Source organism: Modestobacter caceresii, assembly GCF_000761485.1.
GTDB lineage: Bacteria > Actinomycetota > Actinomycetes > Mycobacteriales > Geodermatophilaceae > Modestobacter > Modestobacter caceresii.
The window spans coordinates 58,520-83,360 of record NZ_JPMX01000127.1; the positions used below are offsets into that span (position 1 = coordinate 58,520).

At 73.8% G+C, this 24,841-nt stretch carries 24 protein-coding genes; 13 read left to right on the forward strand and 11 right to left on the reverse strand.

All coding sequences use genetic code 11. The annotated features are described in order from the left end of the window. The first annotated feature begins 84 nt into the window (after positions 1-84). Entirely contained in the window at positions 85-903 is an 819-nt protein-coding gene (locus tag IN07_RS22775) for a Bax inhibitor-1/YccA family protein (protein ID WP_036341187.1), read from the forward strand. A 121-nt stretch (positions 904-1,024) separates the two neighbouring features. Here the strand turns inward: IN07_RS22775 and IN07_RS22780 are convergent, their stop codons facing one another. Continuing rightward, a complete protein-coding gene (locus tag IN07_RS22780; protein ID WP_036341067.1) occupies positions 1,025-2,245 on the reverse strand; it encodes an acetyl-CoA C-acetyltransferase in 1,221 nt (406 codons plus the stop codon). A 102-nt stretch (positions 2,246-2,347) separates the two neighbouring features. Continuing rightward, positions 2,348-3,367: an SGNH/GDSL hydrolase family protein gene (locus IN07_RS22785; protein ID WP_036341069.1), complete on the reverse strand. Its 1,020-nt coding sequence runs from the start codon at positions 3,365-3,367 to the stop codon at positions 2,348-2,350. A gap of 87 nt (positions 3,368-3,454) precedes the next feature. Between IN07_RS22785 and IN07_RS22790 the strand changes: the two genes are divergently transcribed. After that, positions 3,455-4,816, forward strand: a complete 1,362-nt coding sequence (locus IN07_RS22790; RefSeq protein ID WP_231558540.1) for a DUF2252 domain-containing protein — start codon at positions 3,455-3,457, stop codon at positions 4,814-4,816. Here the strand turns inward: IN07_RS22790 and IN07_RS22795 are convergent. The 3 genes from IN07_RS22795 to IN07_RS22805 form a co-directional block, all read right to left on the reverse strand. Next, positions 4,809-5,273: a GNAT family N-acetyltransferase gene (locus IN07_RS22795; protein WP_052091663.1), complete on the reverse strand. Its 465-nt coding sequence runs from the start codon at positions 5,271-5,273 to the stop codon at positions 4,809-4,811. The two genes, IN07_RS22790 and IN07_RS22795, sit on opposite strands and share 8 nt — an antisense overlap. A 129-nt stretch (positions 5,274-5,402) precedes the next feature. Beyond that, a complete protein-coding gene (locus IN07_RS22800) occupies positions 5,403-7,397 on the reverse strand; it encodes a VWA domain-containing protein (protein WP_036341071.1) in 1,995 nt (664 codons plus the stop codon). 1 nt (position 7,398) lies between these two features. Continuing rightward, entirely contained in the window at positions 7,399-8,868 is a 1,470-nt protein-coding gene (locus IN07_RS22805; protein WP_164700046.1) for a sigma 54-interacting transcriptional regulator, read from the reverse strand. A gap of 78 nt (positions 8,869-8,946) precedes the next feature. Here IN07_RS22805 and ilvA point away from each other — a divergent pair, with 78 nt between their 5' ends. The 4 genes from ilvA to IN07_RS22825 all read left to right on the forward strand — a co-directional run bounded on the left by ilvA (position 8,947) and on the right by IN07_RS22825 (position 14,336). Further along, on the forward strand, positions 8,947-10,173 hold the full coding sequence (ilvA, locus tag IN07_RS22810; RefSeq protein WP_197058613.1) for a threonine ammonia-lyase: 1,227 nt from the start codon (positions 8,947-8,949) through the stop codon (positions 10,171-10,173). Positions 10,174-10,344: 171 nt separating this feature from the next. Beyond that, on the forward strand, positions 10,345-11,346 hold the full coding sequence (locus tag IN07_RS22815; protein ID WP_036341076.1) for a daunorubicin resistance protein DrrA family ABC transporter ATP-binding protein: 1,002 nt from the start codon (positions 10,345-10,347) through the stop codon (positions 11,344-11,346). After that, positions 11,343-12,152, forward strand: coding sequence for an ABC transporter permease (locus IN07_RS22820; protein WP_036341079.1), 810 nt, complete (start codon positions 11,343-11,345; stop codon positions 12,150-12,152). Before IN07_RS22815 ends, IN07_RS22820 begins: the two co-directional genes overlap by 4 nt. 102 nt (positions 12,153-12,254) lie before the next feature. Continuing rightward, the gene (locus IN07_RS22825; RefSeq protein ID WP_036341082.1) at positions 12,255-14,336 is read left to right on the forward strand and encodes a M3 family metallopeptidase; all 2,082 of its coding nucleotides are present in this window, start codon (positions 12,255-12,257) and stop codon (positions 14,334-14,336) included. 200 nt (positions 14,337-14,536) lie between these two features. On the opposite strand, the gene IN07_RS22830 is transcribed toward IN07_RS22825, so the two are convergent. Both IN07_RS22830 and greA read right to left on the reverse strand, forming a co-directional pair. Then, entirely contained in the window at positions 14,537-14,899 is a 363-nt protein-coding gene (locus IN07_RS22830; RefSeq protein WP_231558541.1) for an RNHCP domain-containing protein, read from the reverse strand. Between the two features lie 16 nt (positions 14,900-14,915). Beyond that, positions 14,916-15,422 carry a transcription elongation factor GreA gene (gene greA, locus IN07_RS22835; RefSeq protein ID WP_052091664.1) on the reverse strand — a complete coding sequence of 169 codons (507 nt, stop codon included), beginning with the start codon at positions 15,420-15,422 and terminating at the stop codon, positions 14,916-14,918. A gap of 300 nt (positions 15,423-15,722) precedes the next feature. Here greA and mca point away from each other — a divergent pair, with 300 nt between their 5' ends. Then, the gene (mca, locus tag IN07_RS22840; protein WP_036341088.1) at positions 15,723-16,610 is read left to right on the forward strand and encodes a mycothiol conjugate amidase Mca; all 888 of its coding nucleotides are present in this window, start codon (positions 15,723-15,725) and stop codon (positions 16,608-16,610) included. Beyond that, positions 16,607-16,942, forward strand: a complete 336-nt coding sequence (locus IN07_RS22845) for a hypothetical protein (protein WP_036341091.1) — start codon at positions 16,607-16,609, stop codon at positions 16,940-16,942. The genes mca and IN07_RS22845 overlap by 4 nt, the downstream gene beginning before the upstream one ends. Positions 16,943-17,024: 82 nt before the next feature. Here the strand turns inward: IN07_RS22845 and IN07_RS22850 are convergent, their stop codons facing one another. Then, the gene (locus IN07_RS22850; protein ID WP_036341093.1) at positions 17,025-17,594 is read right to left on the reverse strand and encodes an AMIN-like domain-containing (lipo)protein; all 570 of its coding nucleotides are present in this window, start codon (positions 17,592-17,594) and stop codon (positions 17,025-17,027) included. A 283-nt stretch (positions 17,595-17,877) separates the two neighbouring features. Between IN07_RS22850 and IN07_RS22855 the strand changes: the two genes are divergently transcribed. Then, positions 17,878-18,348, forward strand: coding sequence for a phosphate-starvation-inducible PsiE family protein (locus tag IN07_RS22855; RefSeq protein ID WP_231558542.1), 471 nt, complete (start codon positions 17,878-17,880; stop codon positions 18,346-18,348). Between the two features lie 69 nt (positions 18,349-18,417). Here the strand turns inward: IN07_RS22855 and IN07_RS22860 are convergent, their stop codons facing one another. From IN07_RS22860 to pstS, 3 genes are all read right to left on the reverse strand, one after another. Beyond that, positions 18,418-18,996, reverse strand: coding sequence for an AMIN-like domain-containing (lipo)protein (locus IN07_RS22860; RefSeq protein WP_036341095.1), 579 nt, complete (start codon positions 18,994-18,996; stop codon positions 18,418-18,420). A 78-nt stretch (positions 18,997-19,074) separates the two neighbouring features. Further along, positions 19,075-19,842 (reverse strand): transglycosylase domain-containing protein, encoded by a 768-nt coding sequence (locus tag IN07_RS22865; RefSeq protein WP_231558543.1) that lies wholly within the window; start codon positions 19,840-19,842, stop codon positions 19,075-19,077. Positions 19,843-20,165: 323 nt separating this feature from the next. Further along, positions 20,166-21,266 (reverse strand): phosphate ABC transporter substrate-binding protein PstS, encoded by a 1,101-nt coding sequence (gene pstS, locus IN07_RS22870; protein ID WP_036341098.1) that lies wholly within the window; start codon positions 21,264-21,266, stop codon positions 20,166-20,168. Between the two features lie 202 nt (positions 21,267-21,468). Between pstS and IN07_RS22875 the strand changes: the two genes are divergently transcribed. The 4 genes from IN07_RS22875 to IN07_RS24310 all read left to right on the forward strand — a co-directional run bounded on the left by IN07_RS22875 (position 21,469) and on the right by IN07_RS24310 (position 24,828). Then, the gene (locus tag IN07_RS22875) at positions 21,469-22,047 is read left to right on the forward strand and encodes a hypothetical protein (RefSeq protein ID WP_036341101.1); all 579 of its coding nucleotides are present in this window, start codon (positions 21,469-21,471) and stop codon (positions 22,045-22,047) included. A 42-nt stretch (positions 22,048-22,089) separates the two neighbouring features. Continuing rightward, positions 22,090-23,340, forward strand: coding sequence for a geranylgeranyl reductase family protein (locus tag IN07_RS22880; RefSeq protein WP_081975641.1), 1,251 nt, complete (start codon positions 22,090-22,092; stop codon positions 23,338-23,340). Positions 23,341-23,446: 106 nt separating this feature from the next. Then, on the forward strand, positions 23,447-23,782 hold the full coding sequence (locus tag IN07_RS22885; RefSeq protein ID WP_036341107.1) for a PadR family transcriptional regulator: 336 nt from the start codon (positions 23,447-23,449) through the stop codon (positions 23,780-23,782). Next, complete coding sequence (locus IN07_RS24310; protein ID WP_052091666.1) at positions 23,779-24,828, forward strand: HAAS signaling domain-containing protein; 1,050 nt, start codon at positions 23,779-23,781, stop codon at positions 24,826-24,828. Before IN07_RS22885 ends, IN07_RS24310 begins: the two co-directional genes overlap by 4 nt. Positions 24,829-24,841: the final 13 nt, after the last annotated feature.

The window sequence follows — 24,841 nt, forward strand, 5'->3', positions numbered from 1 at the left end:
GGCACTGACCTGGCGTTACACCAGACAGCAAGGGGCGGACAAACTGAGCCCCACGGCCCGACCAGTCACCTCGAGGAGATGACGATGCCCAGCAGCAACCCGGCCTTCCGGGGCCTCCCGGCAGCCGGCAACGGCCCGTCCGCCGGTTGGGGCCCCAGTGGGGCTCCCCAGCAGACGTACGGCGGGGCACCCACCCAGCACGACCCGTACGCCGCTCCGTCGCCGTACGCCGCGACCGACCGCGCCTACATGACGATGGACGACGTCGTCACCAAGACCGGCCTCAGCTTCCTGGTAACGGTGCTCTCCGCCGCCGTCACCTGGGCCGTGCTGCCGGACGATCTCGCCCTGGGCCTCACGCTCCCGGCCGTCCTGGTCGCCCTCGTGCTCGGCCTGGTGATCGCGTTCAAGCAGGTCGCCAACCCGGTCGCGACGCTGACGTACGGCGCTCTCTACGGCGTGGCGCTCGGCGCGATCAGCGAGATGTTCAACGACCAGTACAGCGGCATCGTGGCGCAGGCGCTGATCGGCACCTTCGGTGTCTTCGCCGGCATGCTGGTGGTCTACAAGACCGGCGCCATCCGGGTCACCCCGAAGCTCACCCGCTGGATCGTGGGCGCGCTCTTCGGCGTCCTGGCGCTCGTGATCGTCAACCTGGTCGCCAGCTTCTTCATCCCCGGCGGCCTGGGGCTGCGCGACGGTGGCCCGCTGGCCATCATCTTCAGCATCGTCGTCATCGGCGTCGCGGCGTTCACGCTGCTGCTGGACTTCGACATGGCCGACGAGGCGATCCGCCGCGGCGTCGAGCCGAAGTTCGCCTGGTACATCGCCTTCGGCCTGCTCGTCACGGTCATCTGGCTGTACATCGAGATCCTGCGGCTGCTCAGCTACTTCCGCGAGTGATCGCAGGCCCCCGTCCGGGGGCCTGACACACGACGACCGTGGCCCGGTCCCCGCGAGGGGGCCGGGCCACGGTCGTCTGTGCGCGCAGCCCCGGCGGCCGGTCGGCCGCCGGGGCGCGACGTCAGGAGAGGCGCTCGAGCACCATCGCCATGCCCTGCCCGCCACCGACGCACATCGTCTCCAGGCCGAACTGGCCGTCGCGGGCGCGCAGCCCGTTGAGCAGCGTGCCGGTGATCCGGGCGCCGGTCATGCCGAAGGGGTGCCCGACCGCGATCGCGCCACCGTGCACGTTCAGCTTGTCGATGTCGATGCCCAGGTCGCGGTAGCTGGGGATGACCTGGGCCGCGAACGCCTCGTTTATCTCCACGAGGTCCATGTCCGAGATGGACATGCCCGCCCGGGCCAGCGCCTGCTCCGAGGCCGCGACCGGGCCGTAGCCCATGATCTCCGGCGACAGCCCGGTGACCCCGGTGGAGACGATCCGGGCCAGCGGGGTGATGCCCAGCTCTTGCGCCTTGCGGTCGCTCATGATCACCAGGGCGGCGGCGCCGTCGTTGAGCGGGCAGGCGTTGCCCGCGGTCACCCGGCCGTCGGGGCGGAAGACCGGCTTCAGACCGGCGAGCCCCTCGAGGGTGGTGCCGGCGCGCGGGCCGTCGTCCTTGCTGACCACGGTGCCGTCCGGCGTGGTGACCGGGGTGATCTCCCGCTCCCAGAAGCCGTTCGCGATCGCCTGCTCGGCCAGGTTCTGGCTGCGCACGGCGAACTCGTCCATCTCCTGGCGGGAGACGTCCTTGAGCAGCGCGAGGTTCTCCGCGGTCTGGCCCATGGCGATGTAGGCGTTGGGGAGCTCGCCGTCCTCGCGCGGGTCCTGCCAGCTCTCCGCGCCGCTCTCGGCGGTCTTGGCGACCCGGGCCTCGGCGTCGGCGAAGCGCGGGTTGTGGGTGTCCGGGATGGCGTCGGAGTTGCCCTTGGTGAAGCGGGACACCAGCTCGACGCCGGCGGAGATGAACACGTCGCCCTCGCCGGCCTTGATCGCGTGCAGCGCCATCCGGGTGGTCTGCAGCGAGGAGGAGCAGTAGCGGGTGATCGTCGTCCCGGGCAGGTGGTCCATCCCCATCAGGACGGCGACGACCCGGCCCATGTTGAAGCCCTGCTCACCGCCGGGGAGGCCGCAGCCCAGCATCAGGTCGTCGATGTCGGTCGGGTCCAGCTGCGGCACCTGGTCCAGCGCGGCCCGGGTGATCGTCGCGGCCAGGTCGTCCGGACGGAGGTCCTTGAGCGACCCCTTGAACGCGCGGCCGATGGGGGAGCGGGCGGCGGCGACGATGACGGCTTCGGGCATGGGTCCTCCACGATGAGGCGCGCCACCTCGGAGGCGGCGACGGACGTCAGATGACCCGAACCTACCCCCGGGTAGCTCCGCCGTCCGTCGGCGGCGGGGCGCTCACTGCGGTGCGGCCTCGAGCACGGACTCGTCGGCCTGCTCGGGCGTCGGGATCTCCGGGGGCCGCCGTCGACGGAGCCGGGCCCAGGGGCCCCGGGGACCGGTCTCGTTGCCGCGGACGGCGGTCGGCTGCACCTCGGTGCCGGTGCGGCCGGCGGCCCGGGCCGCGGCCTGGGCGACCGGCCGGACGGTGTCCCGGCGCAGCCGCAGCCCCCGGTCGGCTGCCGCGGGCCACACGCCGATCGAGTCGGCGATCGAGGGCAGCATCGAGGCGGCCGCCGCGGCGTACCCGGCCGCCGACGGGTGGAACTCGTCGTGGCTGAACAGCTCCCGGTCGCTGGCGAACGAGGGGCCGAGCACCGAGCCGAGGGAGACGGTGCGCCCGCCCTCGGCGACCACGGCGATCGTCTGCGCGGCGGCCAGCTGGCGGCTCCAGCGCCGGGCCAGCACCCGCAGCGGCTGGGCGATCGGCCGGATGGTGCCCAGGTCGGGGCAGGTGCCGACGACGACCTGGCAGTCCGCGGCGATCAGCCGGCGCACGGCCTCGGCCAGCGCCCGCACCGAGTCCGCGGGCCGGGCCCGGCTGGTGACGTCGTTGGCGCCGATCATGATCAGGGCGACGTCGGGTCGTTCGAGCAGGGCCTGGTCCACCTGGGCGGTGAGGTCCTTGGACACGGCGCCGGACCTGGCGAACTTGGCCAGCCGGACCGGCCGCTCGGCCAGTTCCGCCAGCGCTGCGGCGATCAGCACACCAGGGGTCTGCCCGGCGTCGTCCACCCCGAGCCCCACGGCACTGGAGTCGCCGAGCACCGCGAGCACGAGCGGCTTGCCGCGACCGCGGCCGTACACGCCGTTGCCGGTGGGAGGGTCGGCCTCGGACGGGTTCGCCTTGACCCGGCGCCGGGCGGCCCGCGCCTCCTGGCGCAGCAGCGCCACCAGCGCGGCGCCGGCCAACCCCACGCCGCCACCGCCGTAGGCGGCGCCGGTCGCCAGCCGCCGCGCCCTGCTCGCTCGCGTCACCCGGCCCGTCCTCTCTGCTGGCTCCTCGGCCGCGTGCTGCGGCCCGGAGCGCTGAATCCCAGGCTAGCCACCCCCTACGGTGGCGCCGTGGACGAACGCGCTGAGATCACCCCTGCTGGCGAGGACCCCGCCGACCGGCAGCAACAGATCGTCGACGTCCTCGTCGACGCCTTCTCCGACCTCATGGCCGCCGATGCCGACGCCTTCCGGACCAAGTTCCGCAAGATGGCGGCGGATCCCTTCGCCTTCTACCGCGGGTCCGCATGCCTGTTCTACGCCGACATGGCGACGCTGGAGGACCCCTGGTGTGACGAGCGGACGTCGCGCGTGTGGATCCAGGGTGACCTGCACGCGGAGAACTTCGGCACCTACATGGACGGGCAGGGCCGGATCGTCTTCGACGTCAACGACTTCGACGAGGCCTATCTGGGCCACGTCAGCTGGGACCTGCGCCGGTTCGCCGCCAGCTTCGCCCTCCTCGCCTGGCGCAAGGCGCTCGGCGACGACGTGATCGACGCCGTGCTGCGCCGCTACCTGGAGTCCTACCTGGACCAGGTGCACGCCTTCGTCGCCGCCGACGACGACCGCTCCTTCGCTCTCCGCCGGGAGAACACCGAGGGTGCGGTGCACGAGCTCGTGCTGGAGACCACCGAGCACACCCGGATCGCGCTGCTGGAGCGGATGACGGTGATCGAGGCGCACCAGCGCCGCTTCGCGGACCGTCCGCGCACCCGCCGGCTGGACGACGACGAGCGGGACCGGGTGCTGGCCGCCGTGGAGCGGTACCGGGAGACGCTCCCGCCCGGCAAGCGCCGCCGGGAGGTGACCTACGACGTGAAGGACGTCGTCGCCACCGGTGGCTTCGGCATCGGCAGCGCCGGGTTGCCGGCCTACAACGTGCTGATCGAGGGGTACGACCAGGCGCTGGAGAACGACGTCGTCCTGTCGATGAAGCAGGGCAACGTGCCGGCGCCCAGCCGGGTGGTGACCGACCCGGAGATCCGCCGGCACTTCGAGCACGAGGGGCACCGGACGGCGATGAGCCAGCGGGCGCTGCAGTCCTACGCCTCGGCCTTCCTCGGGCACACCGAGATGGACGGCGTGGGCTACGTGGTCGCCGAGCTCTCGCCCTACGAGCTGGACCTGGACTGGGACGACCTGACCGAGCCGGAGGAGATCCTGCCCGTGGTCGCCCAGCTGGGGCGGGCCACGGCCAAGATGCACTGCGTCGGGGACGCCGACAGCGACCACGAACTGGTCGACTTCCAGACCGAGGACGCGATCACCGAGATGATCGGTGACCGGCGCGAGGAGTTCATCGCCGACCTGATCGACTTCGCGCACTCCTACGCCGAGCGCACCCGCGCCGACCACCGGCTCTTCGTCAACGCCTTCCGGTCCGGACAGATCCCGGGGGTCAGCTCCAGCGGAGCCCACCCGGTCACCTGATCGGCAGCTCGATCAGCATGCCGCGGTGCCCGCCCACCGGCCGCAGGTCGTACTCGTCGGTGACGATCTGGAAGCCCAGGCGCTCGTAGAAGCCGACGGCGGACGCCCGGGCGTCGCACCAGACCAGCTGCCCGCCGCAGGCAGCCACCCGGGCCAGGCCCGCGGCGACCAGCGCCCGGCCCGCGCCGAGCCCCCGAACCCGCGGGTCGGTGGCCATGCCCCGCAGCTGCCAGGAGCCCTCGCCCTCCCGCCAGGGGCAGTCGCGCGGGTGGAAGCGGACCACGCCGACCACCTCGTCCCCGTTGATCCGGGCGGCCAGGTGCAGCGTGTACGGAGCGTCGTCCTCGTCGATCTCGACCGGTCGGCCCTGGCGCAGCTCCTGGGCGCGCAGCGGGTAGGTCGCCGCCGCGTCGACCTGCTCGATGGTGATCGTCCCGGACTCCGCCTCGGTGGTCACGACAACAGTCTCCTCGATCCTGGGCGGTCCCGTCGCCGGAGCCGGTCCTGTGCGACGACTGACCTGATCAGACCCCTCCTGCTGCCCCCCACGAGGGTGCAGCAGGAGCAGTCGCCTGATCACCCTCCGTCACCGGCCGCGACGACCGCGGCGCGTGCGCAGGTAGTCGGCGACGACGTACTCGCCGAGTCGCTCGCTGTCGGGCTGGAACACCCGGCCGCCGGCCCGCGCGGTGATGTCGTGCACGAACTCCACCAGCCCGGGCTCGGGGTCCAGGGCGAAGACGTTGAGCGTCGCGCCGGTGCGGGCCACCCGCTCCACCTCGGCCACCGTGCGGGCGATCGTCTCGGGCATCGGCGGCCAGCAGAAGTACGGCGTCCCGTCGTCCTCCAGGTGGGCGGTCGGCTCCCCGTCGGTGACCACCAGCACCACCGGCTCGGCGTCCCGGTGCCGGGCCAGGAAGCGGCGGGCCAGCATCAGGCCGTGCTGCAGGTTGGTGCCCTGCAGGGTGTCCACCGACAGCTCGGCCAGCGTCTCCGGGCGGAGCACCTGGGCGGTGGAGGAGAAGCCGATGATCTCGATGGCGTCCTGCGGGAACTGGGTGGTCACCAGCGAGTGCAGGGCCATCGCCGTCGACTTCGCCGCACCCCAGGTGCCGCGCAGCGCCATCGAGTAGGACAGGTCGACCAGCAGGGCCACCGCGGCCCCCGTGCGCCGTTCGGTCTCCACCACCTCGAAGTCCTCGACGGCGATCTGCACCCGGCGCTGGCCCTCCTCGCGGGGGCTGCCGGCGCTGCGCAGCACCGCGTTGCGCACCGTGCGGACGACGTCCAGCGGCTGCTCGTCGCCGAACCGCCACTCCCGCGAGGCCCCGGTCAGCTCCCCGGCGGCGCCGGCGTCGGCGACGTCGTGCTCCCCGCGACCGGTGGCCGACAGTTTCGCGAACACCCGGCGCAGGGCCGTGGCACCCAGCCGGCGCACCGCCTTGGGGGAGAGCTGCAGCGCCCCCTCCGAGCGGTCGAGCCAGCCCTGCCGCTCGAGCTCCCGCTCCAGCCGACGCAACGCCGCGAGGTCGTCGACGGCCGAGCGGCCCAGCGCCTGCTCCAGCAGCTCCTCGTCCACGTCGGCCAGCGAGGCGCCGGCGTAGCCCTGGGACAGCTGCTGGGACAGCGCCTCCAGGTCGGCGAGCTCGGCGACGGCGGTCGTCGCGTCGCCCAGCCCCAGCGGTTGGTCCCCGTCGGGCACCGGGCCGCGCTGGCCCCACGGCAGGTCCGGCCGGGCCTGCCGCAGCGCATCGGACAGGTGCGCCATCTCGCTCTGCAGCCCGAGGTCGCCCATCGCCTGGCCCATCAGGTCCTGCAGCTCGGCCCGCTGCTCGGCCGACAGCCCGGCCATCATCCGCTCCTGGGCGGCCGCCCGGCGGGCGAGGGAGTCGATCAGCTCCTCCACCGACTGCGGGTCGTCGGGGAAGAACTGCCCGTGCCGGTCCATGAAGTCGGCGAACTGCTGGTCGGTGTCCTCGCCCCGGTTGTGCGCATCGACCAGCGCGGACAGGTCGGCGACCATGTCCTTGACCGCCTGCATCGCCGCGCCGTCGCCGTCCTGCATCTGCTGCAGGGCCTGCTTCATCCCCTGGAACGAGCTGTCCAGCACCTCCTGCCGCAGCAGCTCCTCGATCTCCCGGTAGGCCTGGGCGGCCTCGGGCGAGCGCCAGGCGTGGTCCTTCAGCGCGCGGACGGCCCCGGCGGTGTCCTCCGGCAGCGTGTCGAGCTCGGCCTCGGCCAGCCGGGCGGCGTCGTCGGGGTCGGGGAACAGCGCCGTCCGCTCGGCCTCGACCGCCCGGTCCAGCAGTTCCCGGACCTGCTCCAGCGTGCCGTCCAGTCGACCGGCCTCGCGGGCCTGGCGCAGCCGGTCCCGGACGGTGCGGCGCAGCTGGTCCAGGCCGCGCCGACCGTCGACACCGCGGCGCAGCAGGTCGCGCATCGCCTCCCGCACGCCGCTGCCGGCCAGCACCTGGTCGCCGATCTCGTCGACCGCGGACGCCACGTCGTAGGGCGGCGCCAGGGGGTCGGGCCCGCCCCGCCACTTCCCGTACCGGTAGCCGCCGTGCCGTCGCTGCGGCATCTCAGGCTCCGTAGACCGTGCGCGAGCCGTCGGTGTCCTTGGCCAGCCGGCGGGTCAGCCACAGCCCCTCCAGCGCGAACTCGACGGCGGCGGCGGCCTGCTCGGCGGACTGCTCGCCCTCGGGCACCCCGAGCCGGCCGAGCAGCTGGGCCAGGTGCGGGATGGTGCCCAGCTGCCCGAGCAGGACGGCGGCCGGCACCAGGTCACCGGACTCCACGGTGTCCCCGCCGGTGAAGTGCTCCTGCAGACCGGTGAGGTCCAGGCCGCCGCAGCGGGCCCGGAAGGTCTGCGCGGTCGCCTGGCGCAGCAGGTGCTCGAGCACCTCCAGGTCGCGGTCGTCGTCGGCGTCGCTGCCGGAGTCGGCGAACTCCACCTTCCCGCGGCTGGCCGGGACGATGCTGGGCAGGTCGACCACCCGCGCCACCGGCCGGCTCTCCCCGGCGACGGCGGCCCGGCGCACCGCGGAGGCGGCCACCGTCTCCAGCCCGGCGATGGCGAACCGGGCGCTGACCCCGGAGCGCTGGTCGACGTGGCTGGACTCGCGGACCAGCCGGGTGAACCGGGCGACGATCTCCACCAGGTGCTGCGGCACCAGCGGGGTGCCGAGCTCGCCGCTCCCGCCCAGCCAGGTCGTCTGGGCCTCCTGCTCCAGCAGGCGCACCTCGTCGGCGAGCTCGATCGGGTAGTGGGTGCGCACCTCGGCACCGAAGCGGTCCTTCAGCGGGGTGATGATCCGGCCGCGGTTGGTGTAGTCCTCGGGGTTGGCGCTGGCCACCAGCAGCAGGTCCAGCGGCAGCCGCACCCGGTACCCGCGGATCTGGATGTCCCGCTCCTCCAGCACGTTGAGCAGCGCGACCTGGATCCGCTCGGCCAGGTCGGGCAGCTCGTTGACGCTGAAGATGCCGCGGTTGGTGCGCGGCACCAACCCGTAGTGGACCGTCTCCGGGTCGCCCAGGGTGCGGCCCTCGGCGACCTTGATCGGGTCGACGTCGCCGATCAGGTCGCCGACGCTGGTGTCGGGGGTGGCCAGCTTCTCGCCGAACCGCTCGCTGCGGTGCAGCCAGCCGACCGGGGTCGCGTCGCCGTGCTCGGCGACCTGACGGTGCCCCCAGACGCTGATCGGCTGCAGCGGGTGCTCGTTGAGCTCGCTGCCGACCAGCACCGGGGTCCACTCGTCGAGCAGGCCGACCAGGGTGCGGATCAGCCGGGTCTTGCCCTGGCCGCGTTCGCCGAGCAGCACCAGGTCGTGCCCGGCGATGAGCGCCCGCTCGACCTCGGGCACGACGGTGTCCTCGAAGCCGACGATGCCGGGCAGCGTGGGCTCGCCGGCGGCCAGCCGGGCGAGGAGGTTCTGGCGGATCTCGGCCTTGACCGGCCGGGGGGCGGCTCCGCTGGCGCGGAGCTCGCCGAGAGTGGTGGGAGCGGGAGGGGTGGGGGACTGGGTGGTCCCCGTCAGTGCGGCGTCCGTCACCTCGACCACGGTACGACGGACCTGTGACACCCGGGTGTCCGTCACACCGCGCATCCGCGGACTGCGAGGATCGGCGGCGTGTCCGTCCCCGGTGCAGTGCCCCTGGTCAGCGGTGCCGACGTCGAGTCGGCCGCGCGGTTGCTGGACGGCGTGGTGCGCCGGACGCCGCTGGAGCACTCCCGCGCGCTGGCGGAGCGGGTCGGCGGGCCCGCGTGGCTCAAGTGCGAGAACCTGCAGCGCACCGGCTCGTTCAAGATCCGCGGCGCCTACACCCGGATCGCCCGGCTCAGCGACGCCGAGCGCGCCCGGGGCGTGGTCGCGGCCAGCGCCGGCAACCACGCCCAGGGCGTCGCGCTGGCCGCCCGCGAGCTGGGTGCGGCCGCGACGGTGTTCATGCCGGAGAGCGCCCCGCTGCCCAAGGTCGCCGCCACCCGCGGCTACGGCGCGGACGCCCGGCTCGGCGGGGAGACCCTCACCGAGGCGATCCTCTCGGCGGTCGAGTACGCCGACCGGACCGGCTCGGTGTTCATCCACCCCTTCGACCACCCCGACGTCATCGCCGGGCAGGGCACCGTGGGCCTGGAGGTGCTCGAGCAGTGCCCGGACGTGGCCACGGTGGTCGTCTGCACCGGCGGCGGCGGGCTGGTGTCCGGGATCGCCGCCGCCGTGAAGGCCCGCCGTCCCGACGTCCGGGTGGTCGCGGTCCAGGCGGCGACGGCAGCCGCCTTCCCCGCCTCGCTGGCCGCCGGTCGGCCGGTGCCGCTGACCAGCATGGCGACGATGGCCGACGGCATCGCCGTCGCCGCCCCCGGTGACCTCACCCTGGCGCACGTCTCCGGCCTGGTCGACGACGTCGTGACGGTCAGCGAGGGCGACCTCTCCCGGGCGCTGCTGTTCTGTCTGGAGCGCGCCAAGCTGGTGGTCGAGCCGGCCGGGGTCGCCGCGGTCGCCGCGCTGCTGGCCGACCCCGCCGCGTTCGCACCACCGGTCGTGGCGGTGGTCTCCGGCGGCAACATCGACCCGGTGCTGATGATGAAGGTCGTCCAGCACGGCATGGCCGCCGCCGGCCGCTACCTGTCGCTGCGGGTGCAGGTGCCCGACCGGCCCGGCTCGCTCGCCGGGCTGCTGCGGGAGCTGGCCGGGCTGGCCGCCAACGTGCTCTCCGTCGAGCACGAGCGGTTGACGCCGCGCCTGGTGCTGGGCGAGGTGGAGGTCGGCGTGCACCTGGAGACCCGCGGCCCCGACCACGCCGAGCACGTGCTGGCCGCGCTGTCCGCGGCCGGGTACGCCCCTCGCGTCGACTGACCGGCGCGGCCCGATGAGTTCTCCGGGCGGGGCGGGTCTGCACCCCTGAGCCGTCGCACCGCGACGGCCGGACGGACCACGCGTCGTCGGAGGAGTGTTCATGGAACGGACCCGCCTGGTGCCCGGAAAAGACAGTGAGAACCGTCGGTGGGCGGGCCTAGCGTGCGCGGCATGACCGATGCCGTCGTCGTCGAGGGGCTCGTGAAGCGCTTCGGGGAGAACACCGCGCTCGGTGGGGTCGACCTCACCGTGTCCGAGGGCACCGTCCTCGGGCTGCTGGGGCCCAACGGCGCCGGCAAGACCACCGTCGTCCGGATCCTGAGCACGCTCTTGCAGCCCGATGCCGGGCGGGCGGAGGTGGCCGGGCTCGACGTGGCCACCCAGGCCGACCAGGTGCGCGCCACGATCGGGCTGACCGGCCAGTACGCCGCGGTCGACGAGTACCTGACCGGGCACGAGAACCTGGAGATGGTCGGGCGGCTGTACCGGCTGGGCAAGCGCGAGGCCAGGTCGCGCGCCGGCCAGCTGCTGGAGCGCTTCGACCTCGCGGACGCGGCGAACCGCCCGGCGAAGACGTACTCCGGCGGCATGCGCCGTCGGCTGGACATCGCCGCCTCGCTCATCGCCCGGCCCCGGGTGCTGTTCCTCGACGAGCCGACCACCGGCCTCGACCCGCGCAGCCGGCTGGGGATGTGGGAGTTCATCGCCGACCTGGTCAGCGACGGGACGACGATCCTGCTCACCACCCAGTACCTGGAGGAGGCCGACCGGCTGGCCGACCGGATGGTGGTCATCGACCGCGGCAAGGTGATCGCCCGGGGCACCGCCGACGAGCTGAAGGCCCAGGTGGGCGGCGAACGGCTGGAGCTCACCGTGGGCACCGTCGAGCAGCTCGCGGTGGTGACCGACGCCCTGCGCCCGCTCTCCCACGGCGAGCTGCACGCCGACCGGCAGACCCGGCGGCTGTCGGTCCCGGTCACCGGCGGCACCGACACGCTGGCCGAGGCGCTGCGCCGGCTGACGGGCACCAGCGCGCAGGTGCTCGACATCGGCCTGCGCCGGCCCGACCTGGACGACGTCTTCCTCACCCTCACCGGACGCTCCGCAGAGGACGCCGACACCGCCACCGACGCCGAGCCCTCGGCCACCGTCAGTGCAGGAGCGCAGTCATGAGCAGCACGCTGGCCGAGGCCGTCTCCGACAGCGTCGTCATCACCAAGCGGAACCTGATCAAGGTCAAGCGGGTGCCCGACCTGATCGTCTTCGCGACCCTGTCGCCGATCATGTTCGTGGTGCTGTTCCGCTACATCTTCGGTGGCGCCATCAACCTGCCGCCGGGCATCAGCTACGCCGAGTTCCTGCTGCCGGGGATCTTCGCCCAGACGGTGGTCTTCGGCTCCACCGTCACCGGGGCGAGCATCGCGGAGGACCTGCAGAAGGGGCTGATCGACCGGTTCCGGTCCCTGCCGATGTCGCGGTCGGCGGTGCTGATCGGCCGCACCGTCGCCGACCTGGGGCTCAACGTCATCTCGATCACGGTGATGGCGCTGACCGGGTACGCCGTGGGCTGGCGGATCAACTCCTCGATCGCGGAGGCGATCGGCGGGTTCCTGGTGCTGCTGGTCTTCGCCTTCGCCATCTCCTGGCTGATGGCGCTGGTCGGCCTGCTGGTCCGCACCCCGGAGGTGGTCAACAACGCGAGCTTCATCGTGATCTTCCCGTTGACCTTCGCCTCCAACGCCTTCGTCCCGCTGGAGAGCTTCCCGGCGCCGCTGCGGGCCTTCGCCGAGTGGAACCCGGTCTCCACCGTCGTCCAGGCGGCCCGGGAGCTGTTCGGCAACGTCCCCGCCGGGGCCCCGGTCCCCGACGTCTGGTCGCTGCAGAACCCGGCGCTCTACACGGTGCTGTGGACCGTCGTGATCCTGGTGGTCTTCGTGCCGCTGGCGGTCCGGGCGTACCTGCGCACCGCCAGCCGCTGAGGCCGTGGCCTCTCTGCCCCCGCCACTCGCAGGCTCGCGGCGGGACGCTGCCGCGAGGCCGCGGGTGACGGCCGGCCGGGCGTGGGGGTGAAGATGAGCGGGATGAGCACCACTGCACCGGCTCCCTCGCCGGACTCCGCGTCCCTGTCCGCGTCGAACCCGCTGGCCGCCCCGTCGGCGCTGCCCTACGAGCTGCCCCCGTTCGCCGACATCTCGCTGGAGCACTGCCGGGAGGCGCTGCTGGCCGGGATGGCCGAGCAGCGGGCCGAGGTCGCCGCCCTGCTGGCCGACCCGGCCGAGCCGACGTTCGAGAACACCGTCGTGGCCCTCGAGCGCTCCGGCCAGCTGCTCGGCCGGGCGGAGGCGGTGTTCTGGAACCTGTCCTCGTCGATGTCCAGCGACCGGCTGCGGGAGATCGAGCGGGAGGTCGCCCCGCTCTCGGCGGCGCACTCCGACGCGCTGCGCCTGGACCCGGCGCTGTTCGCCCGGATCGACGCCGTGCACTCCGCCCGGCACGAAGCGGGCCTGGACGCCGAGTCGCTGCGCCTGGTCGAGCGCTACCACCTGGACTTCGTCCTCGCCGGTGCCGGGCTGGACGACGCCGGGCGCGAGCAGCTCCGTGAGCTCAACCAGCGGCTGTCCGAGCTCTCCACGACCTTCGGGCAGAACCTGGTGGTGGCCACCGAGGCGGCGGCGGTGCTGGTCACCGACGAGACCGAGCTGGACGGGCTGAGCCCCGCCGAGGTGCAGGCTGCCGCCGGTGCGGCCGCCGAGCGCGGCCACGAGGGCGGGTACCTGCTCACCCTGGTGCTGCCCAGCGGCCAGCCCGCGATGGCCAAGCTGCGCAACCGGGAACTGCGCCGCCGGCTGCACGAGGCGTCGCTGACCCGGGCCTCGGCCGGGGAGCACGACAACGGCCCGATCGCGGTGGAGATGGCGCACCTGCGCGCCGTCCGGGCGCAGCTGCTGGGCTTCGACACCCACGCCGACCTGATCGCCGCCGACCAGACCGCCCGCACGTCCGGCGCGGTCGACGAGCTGCTGGCCGCACTGGTCCCGCCGGCGATGGCCAACGCGAAGGCCGAGGCCGAGGTGCTCGCCGAGGTGGCCACCGCCGACGGGGTCGAGCTGGCCGCCTGGGACTGGTCGTTCTACTCCGAGCGGGTGCGGGCCGAGCGTTACGCCGTGGACAGCGCCGCGCTACGGCCGTGGTTCGAGCTGGACCGGGTGCTGGTCGACGGGGTGTTCCGCGCCGCCGAGCTGCTCTACGGCCTCACCTTCACCCCGCGCCCGGACCTGCAGGGCTACCACCCCGACGTCCGGGTCTGGGAGGTCTTCGCCGACGAGCAGCCGATCGGGCTCTACCTGGGTGACTTCTTCGCCCGGGAGGGCAAGCGCGGCGGGGCCTGGATGAGCTCGTTCGTCAGCCAGTCGGGCCTGCTGGACACCCGGCCGGTGGTCTTCAACTGCCTCAACGTCACCCGGGCCGCGGCCGGGCAGCCGACGTTGCTGACCCTCGACGAGGTGACGACGCTCTTCCACGAGTTCGGGCACGCGCTGCACGGGCTCTCCTCGGCGGTGACGTACCCGCGGTTCAGCGGTACCAGCGTGCCGCGCGACTTCGTGGAGTTCCCCAGCCAGGTCAACGAGATGTGGGCGCTGTGGCCAGAGGTGCTGGCGCACTACGCCAAGCACGTCGAGACCGGGGAGCCGCTGGCGCAGGAGACGGTCGACGCGCTCGAGGCCGCGGCCCTGTGGGGCGAGGGGTTCGCGACCGTCGAGTACCTGGGGGCCACGCTGCTCGACCAGGCCTGGCACCGGATCGGGCCGGACACCGAGGTCGCCGACGCGCAGGCCTTCGAGGCGCAGGCGCTGGCCGACGCCGGTGTCGCCTTCGACCTGGTGCCGCCCCGGTACCGGACGACGTACTTCCAGCACGTCTTCGCCGGCGGCTACTCGGCCGGCTACTACTCCTACATCTGGTCGGAGGTGCTGGACGCCGACACCGTGGAGTGGTTCAAGGAGAACGGTGGGCTGCGCCGGGAGAACGGCGACGTCTTCCGCGGTGAGCTGCTCTCCCGCGGTGGCTCGGTCGACCCGCTGGGCGCCTTCGCCGCCGTCCGCGGCCGGGCCGCCGACACCGGGCCGCTGCTGCGCCGCCGGGGGCTGACGCCCGTCGCCTGACCCCGACACGCAGGACGCCCCCGCGGACCACGTCCACGGGGGCGTCCTGCGTGCTGCCCCTGCGCCAGGCGGGCTCGGGGCCCGCCGGTCAGGTGGCGGACGTCGCTCTGCACGCGTTCCTTCCGCTCCGCACGTGCTGCAGCACGTGCAGAGCAGAGGAAGAGCGTGCAATGCGGCGAACGCGGCGGATGGCGGCCGGTTCAGAGCCAGGGGAGGGCGAGCACCAGGTCGAGGTCGTCGGGGGCGGCGCCGTCCCGGACCAGGCGGTTGGGCTGGCGGTGGCCGCAGGCGGTGCAGCGGTGCACCACCTGCCAGCCCTTGCCCGACTTCTCGACCAGGCCGATGGGCTCCATCAGTTGCCGGCACTCGCTGGCCCGGTCACCCGGCAGGTCGTCGACGTGCAACGACCACAGGCACCACGGGCAGTGGTTGCGGTAGTGCCCGTCGGTGTTCGCCGGCACCAGGGTCTGGCAGTGCCCGCAGACGAAGGTGGTGTTCTCCGCCCGCCGGGAACGCGCCCGCCCGCCGTCCACGGTGCCGGCCTCGTCCATCGCGCTCGTCACTGCCCTGACCGGCAGGTCAGGGGATGAACGGCTCGACGGCCAGGACCTTCACGGAGATGTCCTTGCCGTTCGGGGCCTGGTAGGTGACCGTCGAGCCCGGCGCCGCGCCCACGATCGCCGAACCCAGCGCGGACTCGGGGGAGTAGACGGTCAGGTCGGTGGTGCCGGCGATCTCCCGCGAACCCAGCAGGAACCGCTCGGTGTCGTCCTCGTCGCCGTCGAAGGCGATGGTGATGACCGTGCCGACGGCGGCGTTGGTGGCCGTCGTCGGCGGCTGCCCGACCCGGGCCTTGCGCAGCAGGTCGGTGAGCTGGCGGATCCGGCCCTCGGCCTTGCCCTGTTCCTCGCGGGCCGCGTGGTAGCCGCCGTTCTCCTTGAGGTCACCCTCCTCGCGGCGGTCGTTGATCTCCTTGGCCATGGCCGGGCGGCTCGCCACCAGCTGCTCGAGCTCGGCTCGCAGCCGGTCGTGGGCCTCCTGCGTCAGCCAGACGCCCTGGTCCTGCTCGTCAGTGGGGGTGGCCACAGTCGCTCCCGGTGCTCGTCGTCGCGACCCGCTGCGCTCGCAGGTCACCGGTGGTCAATCCGAGCAACGTAACACCGGAGCCCGGCCCCGTGCAGCCGTCTACGGAACGGTTCCGGCCGGGATGACCTCCCGGCCCCGGAGCCCGCCGGAGTGGCGCGGGGCACACCAGGAGTCGCCGGGGTGCGTGCCACGACCCGTCGGCCGGGGGGACAATGGTGGTCGCGACCGGGCGTCCGTGTCGCGCACGGAGCAGGGCACCGTCGGGCACGGGTTCGACGAGCGGAGCGAGGAGCAGCACACGTGACCGAACCGGACCAGTTGCGCCTGCTCGCGGTGCACGCCCACCCCGACGACGAGTCGAGCAAGGGCGCCGCGACCATGGCCAAGTACGTCGCCGAGGGCGCCCGCGTGATGGTGGCGACCTGCACCGGCGGGGAGCGCGGGTCGGTGCTGAACCCGGCGATGGACCGCCCCGAGGTGTGGGAGCGGATGGCCGAGATCCGCAGCGAGGAGATGGCCCGGGCTCGGGAGGTCCTCGGTGTCGAGCAGGAGTTCCTCGGCTTCGTCGACTCCGGGCTGCCCGAGGGTGACCCGCTGCCGCCGCTCCCGGAGGGCTGCTTCGCCCTGGCGCCGGTCGAGGAGGCCGCCGCGCCCCTGGTCGAGCTGATCCGGCGGTTCCGGCCGCAGGTGGTGCTCACCTACGACGAGCGGGGTGGCTACCCGCACCCCGACCACATCAAGACCCACGACATCTCGGTGCACGCCTTCGAGGCAGCAGGAGACCCGGACCGCTACCCCGACCTCGGGGAGCCCTGGCAGCCGAGCAAGCTCTACTACCACATGGGCTTCACGCTGCCCCGGGCGAAGGCGCTGCACGAGGCGATGCTGGCCGAGGGGGCCGAGTCGCCGTACACCGAGTGGCTGGCGAAGTGGGACCCGGCCAACGACATCTCCCACCGGGTGACCACCCGGGTGCCCTGTGCCGAGTACTTCCCGGTGCGGGACGCCGCACTGATCGCCCACGCCACCCAGATCGACCCCACCGGCCGCTGGTTCTCGGTCCCGCTGGACCTGCAGACCCGCACCTGGCCGACCGAGGACTACGAGCTGGCGCGGTCGCTGGTCGATGTCCCTGTCCCGGAGGACGACCTGTTCGCCGGCGTCCGCACCTCGGAGCGTGTCTCGTGACCACTGCACTCACCCTGCTCGCCGTCCAGCAGCAGCCGGTGCCGGAGGACGTCGGCAAGGGCGGTCCGTTCGGTCTGTTGCTCATCGTCGTGCTGCTGATCGCGGTGCTGTGGCTGGGCCGGTCGATGGGCCGGCACCTCAAGAAGGTGCCGCGCAGCTTCGACCCGGCCGACCAGGTCCCGGACAGCCCGGCCGAGCTGATGGGCGACGTCCCGGCCCGGGAGCCGGGGGCCGAGCTGCTGGACACCCTGCGCCGGGCGCCGCTGGCCATCGAGCCGCCACGTCGTCCGCAGGACGGCGACGGCTGGGGTGGGCGGCCCGCCGCCTCCTGACCGATCGGGGCGCAGGCCGGGACGGCTGCGGACGCCGGGTGGGAGACCCACCCGGCGTCCGCGGGGACACGAGGTCCCGCGGTCACCAACGGTGTGCCACGTCGATCACGAGCCGGGGGGTGTGGTCGCTGTTCGGTGTGCCCGCCAGGGTGAGGACCCGGAAGGGCAGCCGGGCGCGGACGCCCAGCCCGAGCGTGCTCTGACCCTCGAACGACCCGGCCCAGGCGACCTGTCGGAACGTGCTGAACGAGGACACGTCCACCACCTCGCGCCGGTCGACCGGGGAGAAGGTCGCGTTGCCGTGCGCGTCGTGTGCGGGGGCCCGGACCGTGACCTGCAGGGCGGCCCCGCCGCGGAGCGGGACCACGTCGCCGGTGCCCTCGGCCGTGACGTGCGGCACGTAGCGCACGTCGTAGGAGTCGAACCAGGCGTCCTGGCCGCCGACGTCGACGACCAGCCGGTCGAAGCAGGCGTGCCGGCCGACCCGCACGTCGTTCAGGGACTCGGTGTCAGGGGCGTCGGCCGTCTTGGCCAGTGAGCCCCAGGTGATGCCGCAGTACGGCGCAGCGGCGGCCGGGCCGGCGAGCCCCAGCAGGGTGCTGAGGGCGACGACGACGGCGAGGACGGCGGAGCGGGATCGGGAGTGGTCCACGGTGACCTCCAGGTGTGGTGTGAGCCACCTGCAGCGTCCTCGGACACGCCGATCCGCTACCAGATGAGTAGGCCCACCACAACCACCGAATTCCGGCGGGTCGCCTGGTGGATGCTGTCGAACCGGCGGTGTGCCGTGGCCGGCCGGCGTCGGGGCGTCGCTGTGGGCAGGTCCGGTCGTCCGCGACCGACCTCCTCGGCGGACGGTGCCGGGACCTGACCCGCGCGGGGGATCCTCGCTGGCGGCCGGCGCGGGAGGGGCCGCGGTCGGCGATGATCTTCCGATGGCGACCCAGCGGGCCCGGCGCGACCCCGGACAGCAGGAACGACCCGGGCTCGGCCGATTCGGCACCCGCGCGCTCGAGGTGGGCGAGAACGTCGTCTATGCAGGGATCGCGCTGTTCCTGGTGGTCAGCGCGCTCGTGCTGCTGGTCGTGGCCGGCAAGACGACCTGGGGGATGATCGGTGACCTCTCCCAGGCCCCGGTGCTCGAGCTGCTCGACGTGCTGCTGCTCGTCTTCATCATCGTCGAGCTGCTGTTCGCGGTGCGGATCACCGTGGAGCGCCGTGAGCTGGTCGCCGAGCCGTTCCTGCTGGTCGGGATCATCGCCTCGATCAAGGAGATCGTCGTGCTGTCGGTCGAGGCGGCGGTGTCCTGGGCAAGGGCGCGGAGTTCGACGACCGGATCACCGAGATCGGCGTCCTCGGCGTGCTGGTCGTCCTGCTCGGGTGCACGGCCTGGCTGCTGCGGCTGAAGGAGCGCGAGCCCGACGAGGGTGACGCGCCGCCACCGAGCTGACCGGCCGGGTCGGCTCCGCAGGGCCTCACCAGTGGTGGGCCACGTCCACCACCATGCGGGCCCCGTCGGCCTGTCCGGGCGCACCGGCGAGCACGAAGACGCGGAAGGGCAGTCGGGCCCGCGTGCCGACAGCCAGCGACGTCTGCCCCTCGAAGGAGCCTGCCCAGGCGACCTGGCGCAGCGTGCGAGCGCCACGGACGTCGACCACCTCGGTCGGATCGGCCGGCTGGTAGGTCGGGTCGCGGGCGTCGTCGTACGCGGGTGCCTGGACGACCACCTGCAGCACCGCACCACCCCGGACGGGGACGGGCGTCCCGGAACCCTGGGCGCCCACCTGGTCGACGTACCGGACGAAGTGGCCGGCCGACCCGTCGGCGTCCTGCAGGTCGATCACCAGCCGGTCGAAGCACAGGTGCTGCCCGGTGCGGACGTCCGCGACCGTGCCCCAGGGAGCCGTGGGTGGCTGGCTCTCGGGCAACGAGCCCCAGCGGATGCCGCAGTACGGGCCGCCCGTCGCCTGGGCCGGCAGTGCGCCGCCCAGCAGTGCGAGGGCACTGAGGAGCACCACGACGAGCGTGCGTGGGCTCGTTCCGTTCCGCTTCACGAAGGCCTCCTCGGAGTCGTCCCCGAGTGGTTCCCCGCGGGCGGCCGGGCGAACGTGACGGTCTCGTGACGCCGTCCGTCAGGCCGTGCCCTCCGCGGCGATCAGGTCGGCGACCTCCTGAGGGCGCTCGCTGCAGTCGTCGCCGGAGTCCGGTTCGTCGGCGGCGAGCCCGGTGATGCCGACGTCCTCGACCGGCTGGAAGCCCAGCTGGTCGAGGTGGCGCGGCAACCGGGCCTGGGCGTTGAGCACGTGCGAGCGGGACAGCCAGCCCAGGCCGTCCTCCACCTGGAAGTCGAGCCCGCCGCCGGGGGCGCGGCGGACGTGCCCGGGGGAGGGGAGCAGGCCGGCCAGCTGGATCGCCTGCTCGGGGTACAGGGTGTCCGGCGGGGTGTCGAAGTAGTACCAGCTGGCCGCGCAGACGCCGTACAGCGTGGGGCCGAACTGGGCGTGGTTGACGTAGAGCTCGAGCATCCGCCGGTCCTCGACGACCAGGGCCAGCTCCGCGGCCAGGCCGGCCTCCACCGCCTTGCGCCAGGCGCTCAGCTCCTGGTTGAGGAACAGGTTCTTGGCCACCTGCTGCGGGATGGTCGAGCCGGACGGGTCGTCCTCGCCGCGCAGGTGGGCCTGTGCGCGGGCGAACAGCGAATCCCACTCGAAGGCGCCCGAGCGGTAGGGGAGCGGGGCGTCCTCGTGGGCGATGACCGCGGCGAGGAAGTTCCGGGAGACGTGCTCGACCGGCACGGACTGCTGGATCGAGCCGGCCGGGTTGGCGGCCATGAACGCCGTCGTGGGCGGGTCCACCCATCGCAGCGCCACCATCACCAGCGCCTGGACGACGAAGACCACGGCCAGGAGCCGACCGAGGCTGCGTAGGACACCGCGGCGTCGACGGTCGGTCCGGTCCCGCCGCCACGAGCTCCGGGGCTGCTGCTCCGGCGCCGGCGGTCGCTCGTCGACGGGGCGGCTCCGCCATGGCCGCCGGGGGCGGGGGTCCTCGTCCGGTGCCGGCGGGTACCAGCCGGCCCCCTCCGCTGGCGGGCCGGACCGGTCGGCATCGGACGGCGGGCGTCCCACGCGCGGCGGTGGCGCTTCGGCGGGACGGCGGAACCGCAGGGTCGGCAGCCGCTCGGGCGGGTCGTGGGCCATGCGGCGGGAGTCCATGCCCGTGGTCAGGCGGTGCGGACCGCGTCGATGGCAGCCAGCGCCTGCGCCCGCAGCCCGTCGGAGATCGGTGCGGACCCCGCCACCGCCGCCGCGGCCTGCTGCCCCTCCTCGCTGACGACGTAGGTCATGAACGCGGTGAGCAGCTCGCTGACCTGCGGGTCCTCGTACTCCACGCAGCCGATGTGGTAACTGACCAGCACGATCGGGTACTCGCCCGATCCGGTCGTGTCCCGGTTGACCTCGATGACGTGGTCGTGCGCTCCGCGTCCCTCGACGCGTGGTGAGTTCTCCACGACGGCTGCGGCGGCTTCGGCCGACGGGGAGACGAACTCGCCGCCCACACCGATGGCGGCGATCCCGAGGTCGCCGGCCTGCGACAGATCCGCGTAGCCGATCGTGCCCTGCCCGCTCCGGACGGCGGCCACGACGCCGGAGTTGCCCTGTGCGGCCTCGCCTCCGGCCACCGGCCAGTTGCCGCTGGGCTCGTACGGCCATGCCTCGCCGCCCGCGGCGGCCAGGAAGTCGACGAAGTTCTCCGTGGTACCGGACTCGTCGCTGCGGTTGACCGGCGTGATCTGCAGGTCGGGCAGCTCCAGGCCGGGGTTGTCGGCGGCGATGGCCGGGTCGTCCCAGGTGGTGATCTGCCGGTCGAAGATCCCGGCCACCGTCGCCGGGGAGAGGTTGAGCTGCTCGATGCCGGGGAGGTTGAAGGCGACGGCGATCGGCGAGATGTAGTTGGGCAGCTCGAAGACCCCGGCCGGGCCGCACCGTTCTGCGGCCTGGGCCAGTTCCTCGTCGTCGAGCGCGGCGTCCGAGCCGGCGAAGTCGACGCCGCCGGCGAGGAACTGCTCGCGCCCGCCGCCGGATCCGACCGGGTCGTAGGCCACGGTCACCGCGGGCTGCAGGGCGTTGTAGCCCGCCGTCCAGCCCTGCATCGCCGCCTGCTGGGCGCTGGACCCCGCGCCGACCAGGCTGCCCTCCAGTCGCTCCACGCCGGCGGCGACGCTGCCGCGCTCGTTGGGTGGGACGTAGGTGGTGGCCAGGACGACGAACCCGCCGACCGCCGCCACGCCGACCAGGGCCGCGACCTTCCCCCGCACCGTCACAGTGACCTTCCCGCCGTGCGCCGCGCCCGTCCCGTGGCCCGCGTCGTCCTCCCGAGGGTACGGCCGGATGGGCCCGTGCCCGAGGACGACGTCGCGACGCCGGTCGGTCGTCGTCGGTGTCCGCTGTCAGCGCAACGACGGGACCGTCGAGACGTGATTACGGGATTACATTGCATGTGTCCGCTCGTATCGAGGAGGAACCGTGCACGCACACCACCGTTTCCCGTCCGAGGGGTTCCCGGGCCGTGGCCGCCCCCGTGGCCGCGCTGCGGACACCGCTCCGCCGGTCGACCGCGCCGAGGTCGCCGGCTGGTTCGCCGGGCGGCTGCCCGACGAGTGGTTCACCGGCCCGGTCGAGCTCGTCGTCGACCGGGACGAGATCACCGTCGTCGGGTCGGTCCCCGAACCCGACGCCGGTGAGGGCGACTCGGCGGCCGCCCGCGCGGGGCGGATCGCCCGCTTCCGGGAGCAGACCCGCAGCCAGCGAATGGCGATCGCCGATGCCGGCCAGGAGCGCTACGGCCGGTCGGTCGCCTGGGGTGCGACCTGCGGCGACGTCCGGGAGCTGTTCACCACGCTCTCGGTCCCGGTGATGACCCGACTGCGCCAGCCCGAGCGTCTGGTGCTGGACACCCTGGTCGACGCCGGCGTGGCCCGGTCCCGGTCCGAGGCGCTGGTCTGGGCCGTGCGCCTGGTCGGCCAGCACGCCGACGACTGGCTGGCCGAGCTGCGGCAGGCCATGGCCGCCGTGGAGGAGGTGCGCGCGCGGGGTCCCCGGTAGGAGGGCCGCGGGCCCGTACGGGACCAGGGGACACTGGGTGCCGTGCCCGACACCGCTGAGCCCACCGCCACCGACGTGCTCGTGGTGGGGGCCGGCCCCGCCGGGGCGGCTGCGGCCGCCTGGGCAGCGCGCGCCGGTGCCGACGTCGTCCTCGCCGACGCCGCCGTCTTCCCCCGGGACAAGACCTGCGGTGACGGCCTGACCCCCCGGGCCATCGCCGAGCTCGACCGGCTGGGGCTCGGCGACTGGGTGCGCTCGCACGGCCGCAACCGGGGGCTCCGGGCGGCCGGCTTCGGCCAGGAGCTGCTGCTGCCCTGGCCCGGTGGCGCGCTGCCCGACCACGGCGGCGCCGTCCCCCGCACGGAGCTGGACACCCGGATCCGCTCGGTGGCCCTGGAGTCGGGCGCCATCCCGATGGAGGGTGCCCGGGCGGTGGACGTCGAGCGGGACGGCGACCGGGTGGGTGCGGTGGTGTTCCGCCGTCCCGACGGGTCGACGACGACGGTCCGCTGCCGCCGGCTGGTGGTGGCCGACGGCGTCCGCTCGCCGCTGGGCCGGGTGCTCGGCCGGGAGTGGCACCGCGACACCGTCTACGGGGTGGCCGCACGCGGCTACGTGCGCTCCGGTCGCAGCGACGACGAGTGGATCAGCTCGCACCTGGAGCTGCGTGGGGCCGAGGGGGAGCTGCTGTCCGGCTACGGCTGGGTGTTCCCGCTGGGCGCCGAGCGCGGTGAGGTCAACGTCGGGGTCGGCACGCTGGCGACCGAGCGCCGTCCGGCCGAGGTGCGGCTGCGCAGCCTGCTGGAGGTCTACACCGACCAGCGGCGCGCGGAGTGGCAGATCGACGGCGCCGTGCAGGCCCCCGCCAGCGCGCTGCTGCCGATGGGCGGCGCGGTCTCCGGCGTCGCCGGGCGCAACTGGGCACTGGTCGGGGACGCCGCGGGCTGCGTGAACCCGCTCAACGGCGAGGGCATCGACTACGGGCTGGAGACCGGCCGCAGCGTGGTCGACCTCTTCGACGACGACGACTGGTCGCAGGCCTGGCCCACGACGCTGCGCCGGCACTACGGCGAGGCGTTCTCCATCGCCCGTCGGCTGGCCGGGCTGCTCACCGTGCCCCGGTTCCTGCCGGCCGCCGGCCCGGTGGGGATGCGGTCCCGGGTGCTCATGACGGTCGCCCTCCGGGTCATGGGCAACCTGGTGACCGACACCGACCGGGACATCGTCGCGCGCGCCTGGCGCCGGGCCGGCCGGCTCTCGGTGCGGCTGGACCACCGCCCGCCGTTCGCCTGAGCCGCCCCTCGCCCGGGCTCGGGCACGACGCGCCGGACCGCCGCCTGCCCGCTACTGCGTGATGCGCAGTACTGTGCGTTCCACACCGACGAGCCGGAGGGCCCCGATGGACACCACGCAACTGCTCAAGGGGGTGCTGGACCTCGCCGTCCTCGCGGTGCTGGACGGGGAGGACGGCTACGGCTACGACGTCGTCCGGCGGCTGCGCGCCGGGGGGCTCGAGGAGGTCGGCGACGCCTCGGTCTACGGCACGCTGCGGCGGCTGTACGCCGCGGGCCACCTGACCAGCTACGTCGTCCCCTCGGCCGAGGGGCCGCACCGCAAGTACTACGGGCTCAACGTCTCCGGGCGGGCACAGCTGGAGATCGCGACCAAGACCTGGCAGGGCTTCGCCGACACGATGGCGGCCCTGCTGACGACCGATCCGGAGGTGGCGGCATGACCGGCGCGACGAGTGTGGGCCGGCAGGCCGAGGTGGCGGAGTACGCGGCGGCGGTGCGCGCCGCGCTGACCGACGTCCCGGCCGACCGGTGCGAGGAGCTGCTGGAGGACCTCGAGGACCACCTGGCGGAGGTGGCCGCGGACGGCGATGCGCCGCTGGAGTTCCGGCTGGGGTCGCCGCGCCACTACGCCGACGAGCTGCGGACCGCCGCCGGGTTGCCGGTCGCGCCGCCGGCCGAGGACGACCAGGTCGGCCTGACCGAGTTGGTCACCCGGCTCCGGTCGTGGGCGCCGGTGCGGCAGGTCGAGGCGTTCCTCCCCGAGCTGCGGCCGGCGTGGTGGGTGGTGCGGGCCTGGGCGGCGGTGACCGCGGTGGACGTGGTGTTCGTCGGGGGCACGTCCTTCCCGGTGCCCACCCTCGGGCTCGGCCCGGTCGGCCTGCTGATCACCGGTGCGGCGATCGCCTGGTCGGTGCGGCTGGGCCTGCAGGCCCGGGCGGAGGGGCGCGAGCCGGGGCGCCACGCCGCGCTGGTCAACGCCGGGCTGGGGCTGCTGACGCTCGTCGCCCTGGTCGGCCTGGCCGACGGGCCCGGCGTCGCCACCGCCGAGCGGGTGTACGTCGAGGACGCGCAGCCGGACCACCTGGTGCACGAGGACGGCACGCCGATCACCAACATCCTGCCGTTCTCCTCCACCGGGGAACCGCTGACCGGCGTCCTGCTCTACGACCAGGACGGGCGCCCGATCGACGGGCTCGCCGACGTGACGGTCGACGGCGAGTCCGTCGAGACGGTGCCGGACGCACCGCTGCAGCCGGGGAACGCCTACCCGCAGCAGCGACAGGTGCTGAGCTGGGACCAGTACGGCGAGGAGACCGCCGTCCCGATGCCGCTGCCGAGCATCGCACCGAGCGCCGGCATCGAACCGAGCACCGGCATCGAACCGAGCACCGGCGTCGCACCCAGCGCCGGCGTCACCCCGGAGCCGGGGCCGGCCGTGCCGGGGGAGACCCCCGGGACCGGTCCGGGCGCGCCGCCGACGCCCTGAGCGGCCGGCCGGC